The sequence below is a fragment of the Lewinella sp. IMCC34191 genome (assembly GCF_003390935.1).
Taxonomy (GTDB): Bacteria; Bacteroidota; Bacteroidia; order Chitinophagales; family Saprospiraceae; genus Neolewinella.
Genome location: NZ_QNQZ01000002.1, coordinates 447,281 through 469,757 on the forward strand (window position 1 = coordinate 447,281; position 22,477 = coordinate 469,757).

The following is a 22,477-nucleotide window of genomic DNA, read 5'->3' on the forward strand; positions in this document are numbered from 1 at the left end:
CTATTTGATTAAATTGAGAAGGTAGTTGCCATAACCACTCTTCTGGAGTGGCGCGGCGCTTCGAGCTAATTCTTCCGTGTTAACGTACCCCATCCGCCAGGCCACCTCCTCAATGCACCCAATTTTGGTATCCTGCCGCTTCTCAATCACCCGAACAAACTCCGCCGCGTCGTGCAGACTCTCGAAGGTACCGGTATCCAACCAAGCCGTGCCCCGCTGCATAATACCGACCTCCAGTTCGCCCCGCTCGAGGTACCACTGGTTTACGGTGGTGATTTCGTACTCACCACGGGCGCTGGGTTCGACGTTTTTGGCTACTTCCACTACCCGCTCGTCGTAGAAGTATAGGCCCGGTACGGCGTAGCGGCTCTTTGGCTGCTCGGGTTTTTCCTCAATGCTGATGGCCTTACGGTTGTTGTCAAACTCGACTACGCCGTAGCGCTCGGGATCATGTACTTGATAGGCGAATACGCGGGCACCCTTGTCGAGTTTCGCGCTTTCTTGAAGAAGTTGCGACAGTCCCGCTCCGTGGAAGATGTTATCTCCCAACACCAGCGCGCACTTATCACCGTCGATGAAGTCTTCCCCGATCACGAAGGCCTGGGCCAGTCCGTTAGGAACCTCCTGTACGGCGTACTCGATGCGGATACCGAGTTCACTGCCGTCGCCCAGCAGGTTGCGGAAGGCAGTATTGTCTTCGGGGGTCGTAATGATGAGAATCTCCCGGATCCCCGCCAGCATCAGAATGCTGAGCGGGTAGTAGATCATCGGTTTGTCGTACACCGGCATCAGCTGCTTGCAGACGCCCTTGGTGATAGGATAAAGTCGCGTACCCGAACCGCCGGCTAGTATAATTCCTTTCATGGGGCTTCCTTAGCGGTTTTGGTACATGGTTTCGTAGTATTCCTGGTAAGCGCCGCTGGTGACCGACTGCATCCAGGCCTCGTTGTCGAGGTACCAGTCGATAGTTTTGGCGATGCCCTCTTCGAACTGCAGGCTCGGGGTCCAGCCCAGTTCCTCCTGCAGCTTGGTGGCGTCGATGGCGTAGCGCATATCGTGGCCGGCACGGTCGGTGACGTAGGTGATCAGCTCCTCGCTGGTACCCGGTGCGCGACCGAGCTTTTCGTCCATGGTCCGGCAGATGACGCGGATCAGGTCGATATTCTTCCACTCATTGTGGCCGCCGATGTTGTAGGTCTCCCCCACCTTTCCTTCGTGCAGGATGACGTCGATGGCGCGGGCGTGGTCTTCCACGTACAGCCAGTCGCGTACGTTAATGCCCTTGCCGTAAACGGGCAGCGGCTTCTCGTTCCGGATGTTATTGATGAACAGCGGAATCAGCTTTTCCGGGAACTGGTAGGGTCCGTAGTTATTCGAGCAGTTGCTCAGTACGACGGGCAGTCTGAAAGTGTGGTGCCAGGCGCGGACCAGGTGGTCGCTTCCCGCCTTAGAAGAAGAATACGGGCTCCGCGGATCGTAGGGCGTCTCCTCGGTGAAGAAGCCCGTATCACCGAGCGAGCCGTACACCTCGTCGGTCGACACGTGGTAAAATAACTTCCCGGCGTAATTATCTTTCCAGGCCTCTTTGGCTACCTGCAGCAAAGTGGCGGTACCCACCAAATTGGTCTTGATAAACACCAGGGGGTCTTCGATGCTCCGGTCCACATGGCTTTCCGCCGCGAGGTGAATCACCGTATCGATGGGATAGACCGCGAAGATCTTGCGGATAGACTCCAGGTCCGTAATGTCGGCCTTGACGAAGCTATAATTCCCTCTGTCTTCTAGGTCAGCTACGTTAGCCAGGTTACCGGCGTAGGTGAGCGCGTCCAGGTTGACGATATTATAATCGGGATACTTCGTTACAAGGAGGCGAACCAGGTGGGAACCGATGAAGCCCGCGCCGCCCGTAACCAGGATAGTTTTCTGATTCATGCTGCGATTTCGTCTAGAAAGGTAGAAAGTTTACGAACGAGCTGCGGGTGGCTGTATTGCTTGATGTTGGCGTTCGTTTTACCTGCGCTCCGCCGCCCTTTATACACCGCGTAGTGTTCCTTCAGTTGTTTTGCGACGAGCGCAGGTAGAAAATCGTACCCAAAAGAGGAACCACTTTCCGTTTCCTCGATCATGGCTGCGACGTCGCTTTCTACTGGACCGAAGTTCATAATCGGCCGGCGGACGGCCAGGTATTCGAATAGTTTGCCGGGGACCCGCCCCAGTGCATTTTCCTGCTGGTTGAGCAAGAGGAGCAGCAGGTGGCTGTTCTTCATCTCCTGCAGCGCTTCCGCCCGGGTAACCGTACCGGCGAAGTTGGTTTGCTCCAGCAGATCATACGCTTCGATGCTCGCGCGTACCCGGTGGTCGACCTGACCGTATAACCGTAGCTCGAAGTCTTCGGCGAAGCCCGGTTCCTCCTGCTTCAGTTGTTGGATGGCGCGAAAGAGGACCTCCGGATTCCGGTCATAGCCCATGATGCCCAGGTGGGTCAGGGTGAATTTTTGGTGCGGTTGGCGCTCGAGATCTTCGAAGTCCTCCGGGTCGTAGCCCCAGTAAAGCACCCGGACGTTATTGGCCCCGATGGCTTCCAGGTCCCGCTTCCAGTGGGGGCTCACGATGGTGGTCAGCGATGCCTGCCGGAACGCCGCTTGTTCCTGCCGTTCGTGTTTCTGCCGTCCCCAGCCGGTGAGGTTGAGCAGCTGGTAGTAATCGACCTGCGTCCAGGGATCCTGGAAGTCGGCCAGCCAGGGCAGTCCGGTTGCTTTGCTCACCAGCGTGGCAATGCGGGTGTTGGAATGGGGCGGTCCGTCGGAGAGAATGGCGTTGACCGGGTTGGTCTTTAAATAGTCCAGGATACGCTTCACCGATCCCTTGATCCAGGTTGCCCGGGCATCGGGGATGAAAAAGTTGCTACGTACCCAAACGGCGAGTTCGTGCTTCCATCCGCCGGCGGCTTCGTCGGTGTAGAAGACGTTGTTCACGTTCTCGTCGGCGGGTTTGCCCATGAATTTTTTGTACCAGGCGTAGGGCTCCCAGATGGGCTGCCGGATCACCTCCAGGTCGGCGGGGACGTCCTTTTCATTACTGGCGTCGAAGGTGGGATAGTGGGCGTTTTCAGCGGTGAAGATCACGGGCTCCCAGCCGTAGCGGCGGAGGTATTTGGCGAATTTGAGGCAGCGAAGCACGGCTATACCACCCGAGGGGGGCCAGTAGTAGGTGATGATGAGTACGCGTTTCACTGGGCTAGCTTCGTCCGCCGAACGGAGTGTAACGGAGTTCGTCTGCCGAAGCGGTTGGGTAGGACTGGTAGTGTCCAGTTCTTGGTTCCCCGGAGCTGGAGCTCCGGGACCCTAGATACGGCTTCGCCGTCCATGTGTCGGGGCCACTTTGTCCGAATCGCGCCTGCGATACTGTTTCCGCCTTGGTACGCCTTTTTACCAAAGTTTCTTTTTCCCCTTGTCTTCCTGTTTGGGCTCCTCCGTTTGCACGTCGCCATCCAGTGGGATGACGTCCTTCGGGGAGACCTCGTAGGTCATCAGACGGGCATCGAGCCCGCCCAAGGAGATGACAAAGGTCTTCTTATTTTTTGCGTCTACATAATGTCCACGTACCCCGCTGAGTGGTCCGCGACAAATTTCGACCAGCTGGCCGGGTTGCAGAGTAGCCATTTTTTCCTCCACTACCCATTCCAGACTGGAATCCGATGAGAGGCGCCGCAGCAGGTCGATCTCCTCCTGCTTGATCTGGCGCCGTTCCTTGCCCAGCTTTACGAAGCCGAAGACGTAGGTGGGTTGAAGCACCTTAAGGCTTTCCTGCTGGGTTATTTTTACAAACAAATAACCTCCGAGCAGGGGAATCTGCCGGACGCCCGTCTTGGATTTGTAGTTGAAGGGGCGCTCCCGCAGCGGCAGGAAGGTCTGTATGCCGTCACGCTCCAGCAGTTTGACCACGACCTTCTCCTTTCGGTTGCCGACCCGGAGTGCAAACCACCGCTGCTCTACGGGATGCAGATCATCCAGCGGATTGGGCGGCTGTGGTATCGGGTTCTTTGAAGAGGAGGTGATCAGCACTAAACGTCTGTTTCTATGGGACAAGATGTCCAAACGGACCGCAAAGATAACTTTAAACGGGACACCAGAGAATCGGTCCGGATGTTTTGACCCAATTCGTTAACTGTTGACATTTCAAATAACTATATCTGGTTAGGACGCAATCGGGTGGCCGTCACAGGCCCTCTCAAAAACGAAAATGCCCCGATTCGCTAGCGAATCGGGGCATTGTTGCAAAGCGGGTTTGCTTACCGGCTGATTACGAAGCGGGTAAGTTGACGCTCTTCGCGGTTAGTCACCTGCAGGGTGTAGGCACCGGGGGCGAAAGCCGTCAGGTCCAGGCGGTACTGGGTGGCCTGCGTGGTTTTTACCTGGTGGCTGCGTCCGTCGCTGCTGATGATGCGGAGAGTTACCTCGCCCTCAAAATGGGTCGGCAATACGACGTTCAGGAAGTCGTTCGCCGCGGGGTTCGGGAATACACTGACTTGGTCCGTAGTCTGGACGGAGAGCTCGGTCGGGTCCATATCCATTTTATAGCCCGGCTCGCTACCGGGGCAGGCGACCTGCTTCTCGAAGGAACCAATGTCCCGGATACCGCCGAAGACGGGCTGGTCGATCTGGTCGGCAGAGTTATCGTCCGGATCGCCCATGTCGATGACCGGGCTGGAACAGCGCGGCTCGTGGGTCATGGTCATGCCGCCGTTATCGGCCAGGGGCATCAGGTCGGCGGACATGCCTTCCTTATCCGTGTCCGTAGCGGGGAACTGGTTCAATTTATCCTCACCGATCAGGTTGTAGCCGGCGGAATTGACGGTACTGAAGGCGCTGGCAAAGTCCGGGGCTTTGATAGCCTCGTTGTCGGTTACGATCGTGCCCGTGATGGTCAGCGTGGCGTAGGGGGTCGCCTGGGCGTAGCCGCCGCCGGCTAGCGCCGTGTTTCCGGTAATCGTCGTGTTGACGAGATCCACCAAGCCGTCGTTGGCAATACCGCCGCCGGTCACGCCGCCCTTGTTTCCGGATACGGTCGACTGCATGACGGTGAGCGTACCGCCGGTGTTATTGGCAATACCACCGCCACCGACCAGGCCTTTACCCGTGACGGCGTTGTTCGAGATGGTGGAAGACTCGATGTCGAGGATGCCGCCGTTGTTGAATACGCCGGCGCCGGCTACGCGGGTCTTCAGGGAACCGTTGTTGGTGACGGTGTTCCCGAGGATACTGACGCCGGTAATGGTCATCATCGTGCCAGACTGGTTCCAGATACCGCCACCCTCGTTCGCGGCAATGTTGTTGGTGACGTAGCCGCCCATGAAATCAACGGTGCTCATCATGCCGGTGACGTGGAAGGCGCCGCCGTTGCCGGGTGCGCTGCCGGTCATGTTGCCGTCGTAGGTGACGTCCATGGAGGTGTAGCTACCGTCTACGATCTCAACCGCACCGCCGGCACGCTTGGATTGGTTGTTGGTGAACTCACCACCGGTGACGGTTACCGAACCGCCGGTGCTGAAGAGTCCGCCGCCGGAGCCGGACGTACCCGTTGCCAGGTTCTGATGCACGTAGGCGTCCTCGACGATCATGGTGCCGCCGTTGTTGAACAGGGCTCCGCCACCGTCGTCGGCATCGTCGCCTTCGGCCACGTTGTCGTGGAATTTGACGCCGTAAACGGTCATCGTTCCCACGCTATTCCAAAGACCGCCGCCCTCCTGGCCGGCACTGTTGCCACTGACCATACCACCGCTGATGGTAAGGTTGCCGTCACTGCCCACATGGATCGCGCCACCGTTGCCGGGGGCAAAATTCACGCGGTTATTCTCGAAGTCGGTATCGGTAATCTCTACCATACTGGCGCTGCCGGAAGCATCCTCGATGCCGCCACCGGCGCGATTAGCCTCGTTCCCGGATACTTCGCTGTCCATGACGGTCAGGGTGGCACCGGTGTTATTCAGGATACCGCCGCCGCTGCCGGCCGTACCGGTGGCTTTGTTATCCAGAATACGCGCGTTGTCCTTTACGATGATGTTACCGTTGCCGTTGTTGTACAGTCCGCCGCCGCCCTGGTCGGCGTCGTCACCCATGGCTTCGTTCATCCGGACAAGCGTATTGCTGACCGTAAGGGTGCCGGCTCCGTTCCAGATGCCGCCGCCTTCGGCCCCGGCCTTGTTCATGTCGACGCTACTGCCGGTGATCATGAGGTCGCCGTCGCTACCGATGTGGATACCGCCGCCGTTACCGGGGGCATTGAAGACCACGTTGTCGTTGATCTTGGAATCGGTGATGGTCACCATCGAGCCGCTACCCGAAGCATCCTCGATGCCACCGCCGGCCCGGTTGGCTTCGTTGAGGGCAATGCGGGCGTTGCTGATGGTGAGTGTCGCATCAATATTGTTCAGAATACCGCCGCCGCTGCCGGAAGTTCCCGTAGCCTTATTGCTTTCGATGGTTACGCCGTCGGACAGGCTAATGGTACCGCCGCCGTTGTTATACAGCGCGCCGCCGCCCTGGTCGGCGTCGTCACCCATGGCCACGTTGCCGCGGAAAGTGGTGCCGGAGACGGTCAGGGTACCGGTATTGTTCCAGATACCGCCGCCTTCGGCGCCGGCTTGATTATCGTTGACGATGCCGCCGGTGACGGATAGGCTGCCGTCACCACCGATGTGGATACCACCGCCGTTGCCGGGAGTATCGTACACGATGTTGCCGGTAATTTTGGTGTTCATGACCATGAATTCGCTACCGCTGCCGGAAGCGTCCTCGATGCCGCCGCCCGCGCGGTTGGCTTCGTTGTCGGCGATGCGGCTATCGTAGATCATCAGCGTGGCATCGGTATTATTCAGGATACCGCCGCCGCTGCCGGCCATGCCGGTGGCTTTGTTTTCCAGTACCTGTACGTTTTCGCTGAGCAGGATGGTTCCGCCACCGTTGTTGTACAGTCCACCGCCGCCCTGGTCGGCCGCGTCGCCCATGGCCACGTTACCGAAGATGCTGGCGTTGCCCTTTACGGTGAGGGTGCCGGTGTTGTTCCAGATACCGCCACCTTCTGCGCCGGCCTGGTTCTCGTTCACGCGGCCGCCGTCGACCGTAAGGCTGCCGTCGCCGCCGATGTGGATGCCGCCACCGTTGCCGGGGGCATTGTAGACGATGTTTTTGTTGACGTAGGAATCGGTGATGGTGAACATGCTGCCGCTGCCCGACGCATCCTCGATACCGCCGCCGGCGCGGTTAGCTTCGTTGCCGTTGATGTAGCTGTTCATGATGGTAAGGGTGGCTCCGGTATTATTGAGGATACCACCACCGCTTCCGGATAGGCCGGTTGCCTTATTCTCAAAAACACGGGCGCTGTCCCGCAGGATAATGGTGCCGTTGCCATTATTGTAAAGGCCACCGCCGCCCTGGTCGGCGTCGTCGCCCATGGCTTCGTTCATACGGACCAGCGTATTACTGACCGTCAATGTGCCGGCGCCGTTCCAGATACCGCCGCCTTCGGCGCCGGCCTTATTCATATCTACGGTACCGCCGGTGATCATGACGTCGCCGTCGCTGCCGATGTGGATGCCACCGCCGTTGCCGGGGGCGTTGTAGACGATATTGTCATTGATGTTGGTTTCCATGATGGTCACCATCGATCCGCTGCCCGAGGCGTCCTCGATGCCGCCACCGGCGCGATTGGCCTGGTTGTGCCGGATCCAGGAGTAGGCTACCTCGAGTGTACCGCCCGGTGCGTTCAGAATAGCGCCACCGGAACCCTGGCGGCCCAGGGCGGTATTGTTGGCCATGAAGGAGTTGGTCATGGTGAAGGTTCCTTCGTTATAGACGGCCCCGCCGCCGCGGTCTGAACGGCCGCCGAAGGCGACGCATTCGTCCACCTGCACGCCGTCAATCATCAGACTTGCTCCGGCGCGCACGCGGATGCCACCGCCGATAAAGGCGCGTCCGTTGTAAATTTTGAGGTCGTGGATCATGACCGTAGCGCCGTTCAGAATGGAAAAAGCCCGCGTCATTCCGCTGCCACTGATCATAGTCATTTTCCGGCCGTTCCCCCGGATGGTCAGGTCTTTGCGGATGTCGATCACACTCATCAGGCCGATGGACCGACCGTTTGTTTGCGAGCCAAAGACGATCTCGTCGCCCGACGCGGCCATCATTACGGCTGCTCGAAGACTTCCCTCCCCCGAATCGGCGGTCGAGGTCACGGTAATCGTGGCGGCCAGCAGCAGTGGCCCCGTAAAGAGGCCCAGCATTATGGCCAGTAAAAATTTGTAATGGTAGTTGTGTTGCATAGTTCTATGTTGGGATTTGCGACAGCGGTGTGGCATCGCGGATTAAAAGCTTACGATCGACATACGTAAGCTTTACCCAACTTAGTTCTGTTAAAATGCAGGCATTCAGGCAATAATTTTTTTATCACCCAAAAGAGTCGCCTTAAACGTAGTAACAATATACTTCCGTACAAATATTCTGCTAAATCCCTCAAAATCGAGCGCTCGAATACCCGTTATCACCGGCTGTTGCTTAATAGACTTGTTGCGACCTCACCCTTTCGGCTGCACTCGGCAAATTTTGTCCTGCGCGGCGTTAAAATGCTCGCCGATGCTGCCGGCATCGCCTCCGCTCTTCGTCTTGCTCAGAACAGAATTTGCTATCGTTCGCTCAAAAAGCGAACCCACAACAAGTCTAATAATTCCCCGACCAACGGCGCAATCCCCACTCGGCGGCAAAGAGCAAAAAGAGGAGGGCAAAAATGCCTTTGAGGTTAAGGACGGACCGGGTATTGATGGTCTCGAAAAGCACCGGCTTGGCTACGCCGCTGGCATCCAGGCGATCCGCGATCGTACTGAGTTGACCGGGGAAGAGTAGCTCGCCCCCGTAGCGTTCGCTGAGCTGGCGCAGCAGTCCGTGGTCGGCTTCCAGCACGTAGCGTTCTACCTCGACGGCCTGGACACTGAATCGACCGTCGCTGATCAACTGCTCCCCTCCGTCGCTTACCCGCGCCCGATAGGTATAATTGCCAACCGGTAGCGTACCGGCATCCAGGGTGTACGCATTGGATGTCCGACTGAAGGTGTAGTTGTACTCCCGGTCATCCGCCCCGGTTACGACCACGGTTGCTTCGGGGCCGTTGACCAGTTCGTAGCTACTGTTGTAGAGCTCGGCATCCAGCCGGACGGGTTCGTTTTCATCGAAGATGTTCTCACCGGTCGTAACCCGGAACCGCCGCTTATCGTCCTGTACGGTCAGGTACTGGGTAAGCTGGCTGATCAGTTCGTCGAAGCGCTCGTGGTCACCGTATTCCAGGTAGTCAAACAGTCGCCACTGCCAGAGGCCGGAGGCTGCCAGAACACCGGTCCGCCGGCCGCGGCTTTCGCCTACTACGAGCAGGGGGTATTCCGTATCCACCCGGCCGATCCGTTGCCGGAACAGCACTTGAGCGCCCGGTCCGACGGAAAAGGTGCCGAATGGCGCGGAGAGCGGCGGATAGGTGGGAACCGCCTGGAGCAGGTCGTCACTTAGGGTAAAGGCGTTAAAGTTGGGCGCCAGCCTTCCGGTTACTTCGTTGCCATCTACCTGCGCTCCGCCGCCCTGAAAAACCAGCAGATCCTGCGCCGCGTTAGCGAGCGCGGCGGGCATGGCCGGTCCGGTAACGAACAAGGTGGGGACTTCCTCTTGCCGCAAGACGTCAAGGACCGGGCTAACCCGATTAACTACGGATGGAAGATGGTGCAAAATGACCAGATCAAAGTCTGCCGCACTGCCCGTAAAGTCTGCTGCATAAGCGACTTCCACTTCGTTGTTCCGTCCGGTCACGAGTGCCTGCCGTAACGCACCAATGTCCGGGTGGGGCGCCTCGGCCAAGATGAGAATCCGTTGTCGGGCATCCAGCACGTCGACGAAGATGTCGCGCTGGTTATTGGCGGTCGTCAGTTCATTGCCGATGTCGGTGACCGCGATTCGGTAACGCTGTACCCCTGGCCGGTCGGCATCAAGGACCACTTCCCGGGTGGTGAAGAAGTCCTGGTTTTCGATGGCTATTTGCTCGTTACGGAGCACGGCGTTGCCCCCCTCCCCTACCCGGCTCACGCTGAGTCGGGTCGTTTCTCCCGCGGCATTGCGGGCGCGTACGTCGATTTGGATGGAGAACTGATCGTCCAGGTAGGCGATGCGGTTGTGGAACACGCGGCTGACCAGCAGGTCGCGGCGGCGGGTAGTGTCTCCCAGGCCCACCGTGTAAACCGGGGCGGGCAGGGCGAAGTCGCGGTAGGCGGGATTGGCTCCCTGGTTGTAGATGCCATCCGTGGCCAGAATTACCGCACCCAGGTTCTGGGTACCGTATACATCGCCGATCTCGTTGAGGACGGCGTCCAGGTTCGTCTGTTTATCCTGAAAGGTAAGCGCGCCGTTTTCCCGCAGTTCGCTGCCGAAGGTATATTCCACTACCCGGTAGCGGTCCGCGAGGGATTCCCGGAGCTGCGACCATTCTTCCGCGTAGGCTACGGTGTCGGTTTCCAGTCCGACCGACTCACTGACGTCCTGCGCCATGACGATGATGGGTTCCTGGCGGTCCGTATCGATGTAGCGTAACAGCGGGGCCAACAACAGGGCCGCCAGCAGGCTATAGCCCAGGAAGCGAAGGACGGCCATGCCCGCCACCAGCGGGCGGGATGCGGAGAGCGGGGCGCGAAAGTAGAGCAGGGTAGCGACCGCCAGTCCCGCCAGTGCACAAAGCGCGAGGTACCAAACGGGATAGGTGAAGGAAATATCTTGCATTAAAATTACTCAACGAACTTATACCCAACGCCGCGCACGCTCAGAAAGTGGGCGGGATTCTTCGGGTCTTTTTCGAAGTATTTGCGGAACGACAAAATGAAGTTGTCGATCGTGCGGGTGCTGGGATAGACGTCGTACCCCCAAACCGACTGGAGAATCTGCTGCCGGCTCACGACTTCTCCGCGGCGCTCCGTTAGTAGCTTGAGCAGCATAGCCTCCTTCTTGGTGAGCGTGAAGGAACCCTGGTTGCCCTCGGCCTCGTAGGTCGCGAAGTTGACGCGGTTATTGCCGAAGGTAAAGCGTTCGGGCTGGACATCGGGGGACTTGCTCGTCCGCTCGATCAGGCGGTTGACGCGTAGCAGCAGTTCCTCGAATACGAAGGGCTTGGTCAGGTAGTCGTCGGCGCCTTTCTTCAGTCCCTGAATGCGGTCCTGTGCCTGATCCTTGGCGGTGAGAAAGATGATCGGGGTATCGCGGTTGGTGAGCCGGATCTGCTCGACGACCTGGAAGCCGTTCACCTCGGGGAGCATGACGTCCACGATCATGATATCGAAATGCTGCTCCTCGGCGTGCTTGAGGGCCAGCCGGCCGTTCTCGGCGGTGACGACCTCGAAGTCTTCCATTTCAAAATTTAGCTTGACGGTCTCGCGGATATTCTCTTCGTCCTCAACCAACAGGATGCGCAGCATACGGGCGTACTTTAGCAGTTGGTACAAACGGTGGGTCCTAATGGTTGCGGGGATCATTATCGACCTTATGGGTGAATTTTGCGTTCTTTGTACCATCCGCGCCGACGCATCGCTATGAATAACTGGAACTTCTTCCGGGAAGCCTTGAAAAACTTTCGCTCTACCGGCGCCATCGCCCGGGCCTCCCCGGCCCTGATCAAGCACCTCATCGGTTCCATTCCCTCGGACCGCCCCCTTACCGTCGTGGAACTAGGTCCCGGGGAAGGTTGCGTCACCCGCGCTTTGCTCGACATCCTGCATCCCGGGAGTACGCTGACGGCCTTCGAGATCAACCACACCTTCGTCCAACGACTGCACATAATTCAGGATCCCCGGCTTCGGGTGATCGCCAGCGGGGCCGATCGCCTGACGGAGCACTTTGCTCCCGCTTCGGTGGATTACGTCGTCTCGAGCTTACCGCTCAGCATGATCGACCAATCCGTAAAACAGCGAATCATCCGGCAGTCACAGGATGTGCTCACCCCGGCCGGTGCGTTTTTACAGTACCAGTACGCGCTGCAGGACTACGGCCTGCTGAAGGATAGCTTTTCGAACGTATCGGTGCGCTTTACGCTGGCGAATTTGCCGCCCGCTTTTGTGTATAGTTGTTCTTTGGGGATGCTTTAGGGAGAGAGCGGAGGAAGCCGGTGGCTACTTAATCACCACATTTTCGATGACAACGTCCTGTAACGGCCGGTCGTAGGCACCGGTTTCGACTTCGGCGATCTTCTCAATGACGTCCATGCCGCTGATCACTTCGCCGAAGACCGTATAATCCTGATCGAGGTCGGGGCGGCCGCCGATGCCTTTGTAGGCCTCACGCTGGGCTTCGTTGTACTGGATGCCTTTTCGCCGCTCGATGTTATCCAGGGAGTTGTCGGTCTGTAGTTGGCCGGTCACGATGTAAAACTGGGAGCCGCTGCTGCGGCGCTCGGGATTGACGTTGTCGGGGGTGCGGGCGGCGGCGACGGCGCCGTGAAGATGAGGGGCACCGATCTCGGCGTCGATTTCATAGCCGGGGCCGCCCATGCCGAGGGGCCGATCGGCTGCGGCGCCTTTGCTCTCGGGGTCGCCGGCCTGGACCATAAAGCCGGGGATTACGCGGTGGAAGAGCGTACCATTATAAAAGCCTTCCTCGGCCAGTTTCACGAAGTTTTCGGTGTGGCCGGCCGTTTCGGGGTAGAGGAGGATCTCTACGTCGCCCAAGTTGGTTTGGAGGACGGCGTGGGTGTTGCTTTCCTGACAGGCGGTAAGGGTGAGAAATAGGACAACAATGACTAAACGCATAGAAAGGATAGTTGCGGCGTGGGCTAAGGTAGTACTAACTTGTATATTTGAACTTTCCGGTGGACGGTCCTTAGGTGTAATATGCCCTAGCAACGGCCAGCTTCCCGGTTTACTTAGGTGATTTTCCGTAGTCGTAGTCCATGCTCTTTAACTCTCTCGATTTCGCGATATTTCTGCCAATAGTCTTTGCGGTCTACTGGCTTATCGGCCGCAAGCGGATCGAATCACAGAATCTACTGATTGTAGCAGCCAGCTACCTCTTTTACGGCTGGTGGGACTACCGCTTTCTGTCCCTAATTTTATTCAGCACCGTCGTGGATTTCGCTATCGGCCGCGGACTGGGCCAGACGGATCGTCACGGGACGCGCAAGGCTCTCCTTTGGACCAGCATCTTAATTAATCTCGGTTTTCTTGGCTACTTTAAATACTTTAACTTTTTTCTCGACTCTTTCACAGATGCATTTTCCTTCTTTGGGGCAACCATCCCCGCTACCTCTCTCGACATCGTGTTGCCGGTGGGAATCAGTTTTTATACCTTCCAGACCCTCAGCTACACTATCGACGTATACCGCAGAAACCTACGGCCAGCTTCGAATTTTGTTGCATTTGCGGCTTACGTAAGTTTCTTTCCTCAACTCGTAGCCGGCCCTATAGAGCGGGCAGTACACTTGCTCCCTCAATTTGAAAAGCCCCGAAAATTCAGTAACGCTTTAGCCTCTGATGGCATGAGACAGATACTATGGGGTCTTGTAAAAAAAATACTGATTGCAGACAACTGCGCGCAGTTTGCAAACCTAATTTTCAATAACTGGGACGGTCATTCTGGAAGCACGCTATTCCTCGGTGCAATCTTTTTCACTTTCCAGATTTATGGAGATTTCTCTGGTTATTCCGATATTGCAATAGGAACGGCCCGGTTATTCGGTTTTGACTTAATGCAAAATTTTAATTACCCGTATTTTTCCCGCGATATAGCTGAGTTTTGGCGGCGGTGGCATATATCCTTGACGACTTGGTTCAGAGACTACCTTTATATTCCATTAGGAGGAAGCCGCGGAACAACTTTAAATAAAATCAGGAATACATATGTAATTTTTTTGGTTAGCGGGCTGTGGCATGGTGCAAATTGGACATTCGTGATTTGGGGGGCATTAAATGCAACCTTTTTTTTACCACTACTCTTGCTTGGAAGAAATCGAAAGTTTACAAATTCAACAGTTACAGGCCGTACTCTGCCTACGCCTGGAGAGTGTCTACGCATAATAGGAACTTTTCTATTAACAAGTTTGACTTGGATATTTTTTAGAAGTGAAAACATAGCGCACGCAATAGGAATTTTTACAGAAATATTGTCACCATCGCTATTTACATTTCCAGAATTTGCAGGTAAATTAGAGGCTCTAACGACGGTAATTATAATTTTAATATTTATGTTTATTGAGTGGCAGGGCAGAATTTACCCACATCCACTTTACAACCTAACAAAAACCACTTCCCGAATAACTAGATGGGTAGTATATACGACCATCGTCTGTGCTATTTATCTTTTTGGCTACTCTGGAAGTAGTGTTGAATTTATATACTTCCAATTTTAATTGATAATGAAAAAATTTATAATTCATATAATTATATTTGCAACTATACTAATGTTGATTAACTTAATTCTTTTGATATTAAGCAAGCCAATCTATTATGACAAGTATGAAGAACACAGCCTCAAATTCAACAAATATTTGTTTGCTGATTCACACGGAGAAAAACTACTAAACCACACTCAAAAAATAGATATTTATAATTTTTCAATGCCAAGTGATTCCTATTTGGACATGAAAAGAAAATTATTGTTTTTAATTCGCAACGACGTACATATAGACACTATATTTCTTACTGTAGGCGACCATACTCTTAGCAGCTACCGAGAAGCTAGCAGTAATGCGGACCGATCAAATTACTTTTTAACCAGTGACGACTATTACAATACACTAACTTATCTTAAAGATAACCTGATTCCATATTACTTACCATTCTTTTCTCCTAATTTAAGGACAATTATCCAGCATAATTTCCGTAATAAAATCCGAGATATTTTCATAACCACCCTATCTGATAGTCTTCAAAATAAAGAGTGGGAAAATTTGTCTCAAGACAAACAAAGCAAGCTTGCTAAAGAAAGAGCAAATAAACAATTTGGAAATTCGCAAAATAGCAAAATACTCACTGCTCATTTATTAGATATAATCAACATTTCAAAAAATAATGGCATAGATATCATCGGATTGAAGTTCCCACTGACGGCTGTCTATCAAGAGGCATTTATTGGCAAAGGTTACAAAGCTGATTCCATTCTAATCAACAGCGGTTATCCTGTTTTAGACTTCACTGACGATTTATCTGATAGTCAAAACTTTGAGGATCAGGATCACCTAACTTATGAGGGGGGAAAAAAATTTGTTGGGATTTTAAAGGAGAGATTAGTAAGAATGGATCAGTTTACAAATCACAAAGAATAGGTACTATATTCTAAGTTCCCTATCCGATAAACCCTTCCGAAGACTCCAACTCGGCAAAGTACCCGATGATCTTCTCCTTCAACAGCCGTTCCTGCCCGGCCAGGTCCGTCGGCGGGATCTTGCTCGTCAGCTCGTAGTGGGGCCAGCCCTCGTCGTCGCGGCCTACAAAGCGGTAGTGTCCGTCTTCGGCCATCAGGCGGCAGACGGCGATGTGCATCAGATCGCGTTTTTCTTCCTTAGTGAAATCGGCCTGCCAGTGGCCGAGCTCCTGCACGCCGATGAGAAAAAGCAGGGCGTTCAGATCCGGTAGGTTATCGCGGCGGAAGCGGTCCTTGATCAGGTGGCGAATGCGCTGGTAGGCGAAGTCTTGTTCCCAGTTAGTGTCCATACAGGCCGATTTCTCTATAGGGTTTCGTGGTAAGGGGTTGCCCTTAGTACCTTCGTGGTAAAAACGACTTAGGGGTAGCCGACGGTTGCATGGCTGCCCCGTAAAACCCCTCCCTCTCATGCCCTTCACTGCCACTCCCATTCCCGGCCTTCAGGTCTTCGAACCCCGCGTCTTCGGCGACGAACGGGGATACTTTATGGAAACCTACAACGAACGGACCTTCAGGGAGGCGGGCATTGACGCAACCTTCGTCCAGGACAATCAAGCTGCCAGCAGCAGGGGAGTACTTAGGGGCATGCATAAACAAGAGGGCGACGCGGCGCAGGCAAAACTGGTACGCGTAATCTCGGGGGAGGTATACGATGTTGCCGTCGACCTTCGTCCCTACTCTCCTACCTACCGGCAGTGGTACGGAGTTTACCTAAGCGGCGAAAACCACAAGCAACTTTTCGTCCCCCGCGGCTTCATTCACGGCTACCTGGTCACCTCCGAGCACGCGGTCTTCGCCTATAAGTGCGACAACCTCTACGCCCCCAAGGCCGAGCAGGGCTACCGCTACGACGACCCCGCCTTCGGGATCAAGTGGCCGGAAATCGACGGAGAGTACACCGTAGCCGAACGCGATCTGGCCTGGCCGCTGCTAACCTAAGGGGGGAAAGGGGTGTTATCTCCGCATGGACACCACGCATCCCATTCTGTTCTTCGACGGCGTTTGTAACCTCTGCAACGGGGCCGTGCAGTTTATCCTGAAGAACGACCGGCGCGGGGAACTGCGCTTCGCCAGCCTGCAGTCGGAACTTGCCGAGGAACTTTTGCCGCCCTTCGGGATCAATCCGCGGGACCTGAACTCGGTCGTGCTCTACGAAAACGGCACCGTATATACGCGCAGCAGCAGCGTGCTCCGGACGTTAAAGCTCATGGGCGGGCCGCTGTCCTACATGGCCATATTTGGCATCATTCCGCGCCGCATCCGGGACTTCTTCTACAACTACATCAGCCACCACCGCTACAATTGGTTCGGCAAACGGGACAATTGCATGCTACCGCGCCCGGAATGGAAGGGCAGGTTTCTGGAAGTTTAGGTACACCTTCGATCGGCAAACCGTCGTTGATGAAGTACCCCCCGTTTACCTTAGCGCTCGAACGCCATTCTACATGAGTAATATTTCCTTCTATGGCATCGGTGCCATGAAATCCGGCACGACCTGGTTATGGGCCCGGCTCTCGGAACTCCCGCAGTACGCTCTCCCCTACGTCAAGGAACTGCACTACTTCAACCGCAGTAAGGAATACCCGATCCCCTACGAACTGGCCCCCGCCAATTTCATCGACCGGGTACGCAAGCCATCGTGGGTATATATGGAAGGTAAGCGAACGGTCGACGCCCTGCGCCGCGGGAACATGCACGAGTTGAAGTGGATGGCCAATTACGCGCTGCCTAAATACACGGACGCCTGGTACGAAAGCCTCTTCGCGGATCTCTCCGGCCTCACCGGCGATATCACCCCGGCCTACTCCATGCTGAAGGAGAAAGACATCCGGCGGATGCAGGCCATCAGCCCGGATGCGAAAATTATCTTCCTCATCCGCAACCCGGTGGATCGCGCCTGGTCCCACTACCGCCATACCATCAAAAAGGGACGGATTAAGGATTACACCCAGGACGAGAATTTCGACCTCGACGACCTCCGCGCCTTTCTGAATTCAGAAGGACAGGTGCTCCGCAGCGACTATATCCGCACCCTGCACGCCTACGCCGAGGTTTTCGACCCCGCGCAGATCATCGTCGGCTTCTTCGACGCGATCGTCCACGACCCCCACGCCCTCTTATCCGACATCGTATCCTTCACCGGCGGCGATGCCTCCGCCATCGATCGCTACTGCAAACTCAAAAAGGTGTCTAACGCTTCCCCCAAGGTCCGGATCCCGGAAGAGATCGACCAGCTGCTGAAGGAAAAGTACGAGCCGATGATGGCCTCCCTGGCTGAAGGTTTCGGAGGGTATGCGGACTACTGGTACCAGCGTACATTTAATTCGGACTTTGTTCCGCCGGTGGAGATTGACTTTCCGGCTACGTTGGTTTATGGGGGGGAGGTTTGATCAGGGTTTGGGGTGCTGGGTTGCTGGTTTCCGGGTGCTGGTTTAGCTTTTTACCTGCGCTCCGCCGCAATAAGTATGGTAAGCCCACCTGATTGCATGACGTAGGGGCGGTCCATTATGAATTTCGTATCCTGCGGAGGCCGGGTAGCGCGTCTGCTGTGGCGGCTATTCGATAATTCAGTCCTTCATCCATTCACCAACTCCCCCTATGACGCTTAAATTCTGTGGTGCCGCGCGCGAGGTTACCGGCTCGTGCCACCTACTCACTCTCGATGGTGGCTACAAGATCCTGCTGGATTGCGGGCTGTACCAGGGACGGAATGAAGAGATGGAGAACTTCAACGAGCACTTTCTTTTCGAGCCCGCGGAGATCAATGCCCTGGTGCTGAGTCACGCGCACATCGACCACTGTGGGCGTATCCCGAAGCTGGTACGTGACGGGTTTAGGGGGAATATCTATAGCACCCACGCTACCCGAAGCCTTTGCGCCATCCTGCTGCTGGATTCGGCTTACATCCAGGAGAAGGACGCGGAGTACTATAATAAGCGGTACGGAAAATTCGGCAAGGGGCGCAAGCCGCTGTATAGTCGGCCCGACGTGAAGCCGGCGATGGAGCGCTTCGTCGGTCACCCTTACGGCGAGTGGATCCGCATTCACCCCGATGTGGAACTCCAGTTTCGCGATGCGGGGCACATCCTCGGTAGCGCCAGCGTAACCCTGCGCGTGAAGCGGGCGGACGGAAGGACGACCACGGTGGGCTTTACGGGTGACGTCGGCCGACCCGACCGGCCCATTCTGCGGGACCCGCGGAAATTACCGGCGTGCGATTACGTCATCAGCGAATCCACCTACGGCGATAAGGAACACGAGCTGCCCCCCAACGAAATGGAGCGCTTCCTGAAGATCATCCGGAATACCTGCGTGGAAAAACGGGGGAAACTGCTGATCCCGGCGTTCAGCGTAGGGCGTACCCAGGAGATCGTGTACATGCTCGACCAGCTGGAGAGCAGCGGTCGGCTGCCGAAAATCCAGGTATTCGTTGATAGCCCGCTGGCCGTGAATGCCACCACCGTCTTCGGATCCCACCCGGAATGCTACGATCTGGACCTGCAGGAATACCTGCTGACCGACGACAACCCCTTTGGCTTCAACGACCTGACGTACATCAAAGACGTCGAGGACAGCAAGGCGCTGAACTTCCTGGATGGGCCGGCCATCATCATCAGTGCCAGCGGCATGATGAACGCGGGTCGCAGCAAACACCACCTGGCAAATACCATGGGCGACCCGAAGAATACCATCTTCATCGTCGGCTATTGCGCGCCGGGCACCCCCGGGGGGAAGCTTCGCGACGGGGCGACGGGCATGAAGCTCTACGGGGAATACCACGAGCTCCGCGCCGACGTCGTCGTTATGGACAGCTTCAGCGCCCACGCCGACCGCTCCGAACTCATCAACTTCCTGAATGGGCAGCAAGACCATTGCAAAAAACTATTCCTGGTACACGGCACGCTGGACCGGATGGAAACCTTCACCGAAAGTCTGCACCGGGCCGGCTTCACGGACGTGGTGGCACCAAAACTGGAGGATGAGGTGGAGCTGTAGCATTCTGCTGCTCTTCCTGCTTTCCTGTGGACGAGACGTTCCCGAACCTGCCTATGCTTTCTATCACTGGGAGACGCGACTGGACCCGCCGAGCGGTCCGATGCAGACAATGCGCACCGACCGGGTGTACGTCAAGGTATTCGACGTGAGTTGGACTGATGGCCGCGCCGAGCCCTCCGCCCTACTTGAAACGGATGGTACCGTGGTGGCTGACCTGGTACCGGTAGTCTTTATCACCAACGACGTTTTCACTCATCCCAGCGGCGAACTGGCGGGGGATGTCCTTCACCTTCTGAATCAACGCTTCCCCTACCCTTACGAGGAGTTGCAAGTCGACTGCGACTGGACCGCCGGTACCCGGGATGCTTATTTTGCCTTTCTCGACGACCTGCGTCAGCTGACGGGAGCATCGATCAGTTGTACCGTTCGCCTGCACCAGTACCGCGATCGCGACCGGCAGGGTATCCCGCCCGTCGACCGGGCTGTGCTGATGGCCTATAATACCGGCGACCTGGGCAGCTGGGAAACGGAAAACTCCATAGTCGACCCGCGGGCAATCGACCATTACGTCACCGGACAGCCTGCCTATCCCCTCCCGCTGGACCTGGCCGTAGCGACCTACGACTGGGCGGCCGTGTATCGGCGCGGCGAGCTGGCCTACCTGATCAATGAGCCTAACCTGGTGGCCCTTGAGGACAGCACCTACTTTTCCCGGCTGGCGCCCCTGCGCTACCGAGTGGATTCCGCCACCTATTACGAAGGGCTTTACCTCTACCGGGGCGATTTGCTGCGGCGGGAGGTGGCCGATACCAGTCTGGCCCGGCAGGTAACCGAGGATCTGTGGCCCCACATGGCCAATTCCGGGAGCCGCTACGTCATCTACTACCGGATCGGGAGCCGGCAGTGGGGCCAGCCGGAAAGATCATTGTTTTATAATGGGTCGAATCGCTCGGCCACCGGCTCCGTCCATAATAAACAGTAAGTAGGTTGCCGCCGGCAAATCGTCGATCTGCAGCAGTGTCCGCTCGGAAGTGATTGCTTGATAAGGGAGCTGTATCCGTTGCCCCATCACGTCGCGCAATTCCACGTGCAAACGCGCTGCGCCAAGGTGGCGTCCCTCAATTGCCAAGGTTGGATTTCCACCTGTGGGATTAGGAAATACCGATAGGGACTGCGCCCATTCGGGTTCCGTGACATCGCTGACAAGATCGCAAGGTGAATACCTGGTCGGGTCCGGGGTACCGCCGATAGCCAAATGATCGATCACGAACTGGTTGCCGGCGAAATTTTCCTCATTGGGGTCGAGGTAGAACCAAAAGTCGCGTATATCGGACGGGGCAAGGCCGCCCAGATCGTCTCCTTCGAAAGTGAGGGTGAATTCAGTCCAGGAAGAGGTACTGCCCGGCACCTCGTAATTAAGCTGCTGGGTTCGGGATCCGCTCGCACCGTCACCGGACCGAAACAGTGCCGCTACGGTGACCGTCTCGGGCGTGTACACCCGCATCGTCACATTCACGTTACCGGTTAAATCTTTGATGGAATCACCGTCGGCATTCAGCACCCGTACTGCGTAGGGAGTGGAGACCGGCTGTGGGTCGTTCTCCGGATCGGTGACCTGCAGTTGTAGGGTCTTGCAGTTTCCGTTGATGATGAATGTCGTAGTGCTCGCTGCCATATCGGTCGTATCGAAAGCAGGTATTCCGTAGGTGTCGAAATAGCTTACGGATAAGGCCGATTGAGCCCAGATACCCGAGAAGCTTACAACCATCAGGACTACTACTAAAATAAAGTTACGATCCATACGTAGGGGTTTAGGGTAACTCAATATACCACCTGAACCGCAGTCAACCAATGCCTTCGCCATGCTAAAGTGCATATTTAGAAAAGCAAAGCTTCTTTCACAGTATCGCAAGTCTAATGATACAAATATGTCGCAATAGCCTTGTTGCTATTGCTCAACCATGCAAACAACTATATTCGAAAGTCCGAAGAAACTGTGAGTAGAAAATATTGAATTTTTTATCATATCATCCGGTTTAAAATCGTGGGCTCACAGGACCTACGCTTCCATCGTATCTAGCATAAAACACTGTCAGCGTCGAATACGCCGCGCAATAGCACGGCGCCGTATAGCAGTGGCTTCAGCCGCTATGTACAAATACCGATCATCATAGATCGCCACCGCCTCGTGCTGCGTCGGAACGGCCCAGGAGATATTGCGGCGCTCGATATTCCCCTTGAAAAATTCATCTCCGGGGTAGCCGGAAATGGTAATGAGCGATGCAGCACCGGAAGGGATGAATCCAAGTAATACGCGAAAATTGTACGCGACGAGGTACAGCTCTTTCTTCTCCCGGTCCAGCGTTGCTCCCGTAATGACCCGGCGGGGCAGGTACAGGCTGTCGACCAGTTTGGCCTCGTGATTGCCGGGCGTGGCGGGTAGACGGAAATGCTTGATATAGAAGGGTCGGTCTCCGGAGAGGACATCCTTGGTAAAGAGGTGGAGCTGCCCATCGAGAAACACCATCGCTTCGCAGTTATAATTTCCGGGGTACTGGATGCCGCGTCCGTCCTGGCCGGGGTAGGTGAAGACGATGGAGTCGGTCCGCTCGCTCACCGTATCGTAGCGGTAGATGACTTGCTGCTGCCGCAGTCCGCGGTTGTTGCCGAAGTCGCCCAGATAGAGGCGGCCCGCTTCATCCTGGCAGATATCCTCGTAATCAATGGCGGCGGCGCGCAGGGTATCGACCTTTAATAAGCTACCGGCCATATCCGTGCTATACAAGTACGGGCCGTCGCCACTGTCGTTGTGCCAGAGCATGCGGCCCTGATCGATCACCAGACCGGAAGCTTCGCGAAGCCGTTGCGGCAGGGAAAACTTACGGGGCGGGTACGTGCTGCCGCAAGCAGAAAGCAGCAATAGGGCGACGGCGTAGGCAAATAGCCGCACCGAAATCGGGCTGGGGCTCATGTTGATAAAGGTACTCGTCGCCGACGGGTACGGGAGTAGCACTAGTCGTCTGCCTAGCGCTAACTGGTCTGCCGACGGGTCG

At 55.9% G+C, this 22,477-nt stretch carries 19 protein-coding genes; 8 read left to right on the forward strand and 11 right to left on the reverse strand.

The genetic code is table 11. The features are described 5' to 3' along the window. From rfbA to DRW39_RS06390, 7 genes are all read right to left on the reverse strand, one after another. Positions 1–864, reverse strand: a complete 864-nt coding sequence (rfbA, locus tag DRW39_RS06360) for a glucose-1-phosphate thymidylyltransferase RfbA (RefSeq protein WP_116106179.1) — start codon at positions 862–864, stop codon at positions 1–3. A gap of 9 nt (positions 865–873) precedes the next feature. Further along, on the reverse strand, positions 874–1,932 hold the full coding sequence (gene rfbB, locus DRW39_RS06365) for a dTDP-glucose 4,6-dehydratase (RefSeq protein ID WP_116106180.1): 1,059 nt from the start codon (positions 1,930–1,932) through the stop codon (positions 874–876). After that, positions 1,929–3,233: a glycosyl transferase family 1 gene (locus DRW39_RS06370; RefSeq protein ID WP_116106181.1), complete on the reverse strand. Its 1,305-nt coding sequence runs from the start codon at positions 3,231–3,233 to the stop codon at positions 1,929–1,931. The genes rfbB and DRW39_RS06370 overlap by 4 nt, the downstream gene beginning before the upstream one ends. A gap of 195 nt (positions 3,234–3,428) precedes the next feature. Then, positions 3,429–4,064, reverse strand: coding sequence for a UpxY family transcription antiterminator (locus DRW39_RS06375; protein WP_157975968.1), 636 nt, complete (start codon positions 4,062–4,064; stop codon positions 3,429–3,431). Between the two features lie 227 nt (positions 4,065–4,291). After that, on the reverse strand, positions 4,292–8,320 hold the full coding sequence (locus DRW39_RS06380) for a choice-of-anchor Q domain-containing protein (RefSeq protein ID WP_157975969.1): 4,029 nt from the start codon (positions 8,318–8,320) through the stop codon (positions 4,292–4,294). A 394-nt stretch (positions 8,321–8,714) separates the two neighbouring features. Further along, positions 8,715–10,805, reverse strand: a complete 2,091-nt coding sequence (locus DRW39_RS06385) for a hypothetical protein (RefSeq protein ID WP_116106184.1) — start codon at positions 10,803–10,805, stop codon at positions 8,715–8,717. A gap of 5 nt (positions 10,806–10,810) precedes the next feature. Then, positions 10,811–11,494 carry a response regulator transcription factor gene (locus DRW39_RS06390; protein WP_116106358.1) on the reverse strand — a complete coding sequence of 228 codons (684 nt, stop codon included), beginning with the start codon at positions 11,492–11,494 and terminating at the stop codon, positions 10,811–10,813. 87 nt (positions 11,495–11,581) lie between these two features. On the opposite strand from DRW39_RS06390, the gene DRW39_RS06395 reads away from it, so the two are divergent. Beyond that, on the forward strand, positions 11,582–12,160 hold the full coding sequence (locus DRW39_RS06395; protein WP_157975970.1) for a class I SAM-dependent methyltransferase: 579 nt from the start codon (positions 11,582–11,584) through the stop codon (positions 12,158–12,160). A gap of 24 nt (positions 12,161–12,184) precedes the next feature. Here DRW39_RS06395 and DRW39_RS06400 read toward each other — a convergent pair whose 3' ends face one another. Then, positions 12,185–12,820, reverse strand: a complete 636-nt coding sequence (locus DRW39_RS06400; RefSeq protein WP_116106186.1) for a peptidylprolyl isomerase — start codon at positions 12,818–12,820, stop codon at positions 12,185–12,187. Between the two features lie 140 nt (positions 12,821–12,960). On the opposite strand from DRW39_RS06400, the gene DRW39_RS06405 reads away from it, so the two are divergent. Together DRW39_RS06405 and DRW39_RS06410 are read left to right on the forward strand one after the other, a co-directional pair. Continuing rightward, positions 12,961–14,415 (forward strand): MBOAT family O-acyltransferase, encoded by a 1,455-nt coding sequence (locus DRW39_RS06405; RefSeq protein ID WP_116106187.1) that lies wholly within the window; start codon positions 12,961–12,963, stop codon positions 14,413–14,415. Positions 14,416–14,487: 72 nt separating this feature from the next. Next, positions 14,488–15,330: a hypothetical protein gene (locus tag DRW39_RS06410; protein WP_157975971.1), complete on the forward strand. Its 843-nt coding sequence runs from the start codon at positions 14,488–14,490 to the stop codon at positions 15,328–15,330. 19 nt (positions 15,331–15,349) lie between these two features. Here the strand turns inward: DRW39_RS06410 and DRW39_RS06415 are convergent, their stop codons facing one another. After that, positions 15,350–15,718, reverse strand: coding sequence for a hypothetical protein (locus DRW39_RS06415; protein ID WP_116106189.1), 369 nt, complete (start codon positions 15,716–15,718; stop codon positions 15,350–15,352). Positions 15,719–15,836: 118 nt separating this feature from the next. Between DRW39_RS06415 and rfbC the strand changes: the two genes are divergently transcribed. From rfbC to DRW39_RS06440, 5 genes are all read left to right on the forward strand, one after another. Further along, positions 15,837–16,367 carry a dTDP-4-dehydrorhamnose 3,5-epimerase gene (gene rfbC / locus DRW39_RS06420; protein WP_116106190.1) on the forward strand — a complete coding sequence of 177 codons (531 nt, stop codon included), beginning with the start codon at positions 15,837–15,839 and terminating at the stop codon, positions 16,365–16,367. Positions 16,368–16,392: 25 nt separating this feature from the next. Then, positions 16,393–16,800, forward strand: coding sequence for a thiol-disulfide oxidoreductase DCC family protein (locus tag DRW39_RS06425; protein ID WP_116106191.1), 408 nt, complete (start codon positions 16,393–16,395; stop codon positions 16,798–16,800). A 73-nt stretch (positions 16,801–16,873) separates the two neighbouring features. After that, positions 16,874–17,818: a sulfotransferase gene (locus DRW39_RS06430; RefSeq protein WP_116106192.1), complete on the forward strand. Its 945-nt coding sequence runs from the start codon at positions 16,874–16,876 to the stop codon at positions 17,816–17,818. Positions 17,819–18,026: 208 nt separating this feature from the next. Beyond that, a complete protein-coding gene (locus tag DRW39_RS06435) occupies positions 18,027–19,424 on the forward strand; it encodes an MBL fold metallo-hydrolase RNA specificity domain-containing protein (RefSeq protein WP_116106193.1) in 1,398 nt (465 codons plus the stop codon). Continuing rightward, a complete protein-coding gene (locus DRW39_RS06440; RefSeq protein ID WP_116106194.1) occupies positions 19,408–20,406 on the forward strand; it encodes a hypothetical protein in 999 nt (332 codons plus the stop codon). Before DRW39_RS06435 ends, DRW39_RS06440 begins: the two co-directional genes overlap by 17 nt. Here DRW39_RS06440 and DRW39_RS06445 read toward each other — a convergent pair. Both DRW39_RS06445 and DRW39_RS06450 read right to left on the reverse strand, forming a co-directional pair. After that, positions 20,347–21,225 carry a T9SS type A sorting domain-containing protein gene (locus DRW39_RS06445; protein WP_116106195.1) on the reverse strand — a complete coding sequence of 293 codons (879 nt, stop codon included), beginning with the start codon at positions 21,223–21,225 and terminating at the stop codon, positions 20,347–20,349. The genes DRW39_RS06440 and DRW39_RS06445 overlap by 60 nt on opposite strands. Before the next feature lie 291 nt (positions 21,226–21,516). Continuing rightward, positions 21,517–22,395, reverse strand: coding sequence for a hypothetical protein (locus DRW39_RS06450; protein ID WP_116106196.1), 879 nt, complete (start codon positions 22,393–22,395; stop codon positions 21,517–21,519). Positions 22,396–22,477 lie beyond the last annotated feature (82 nt).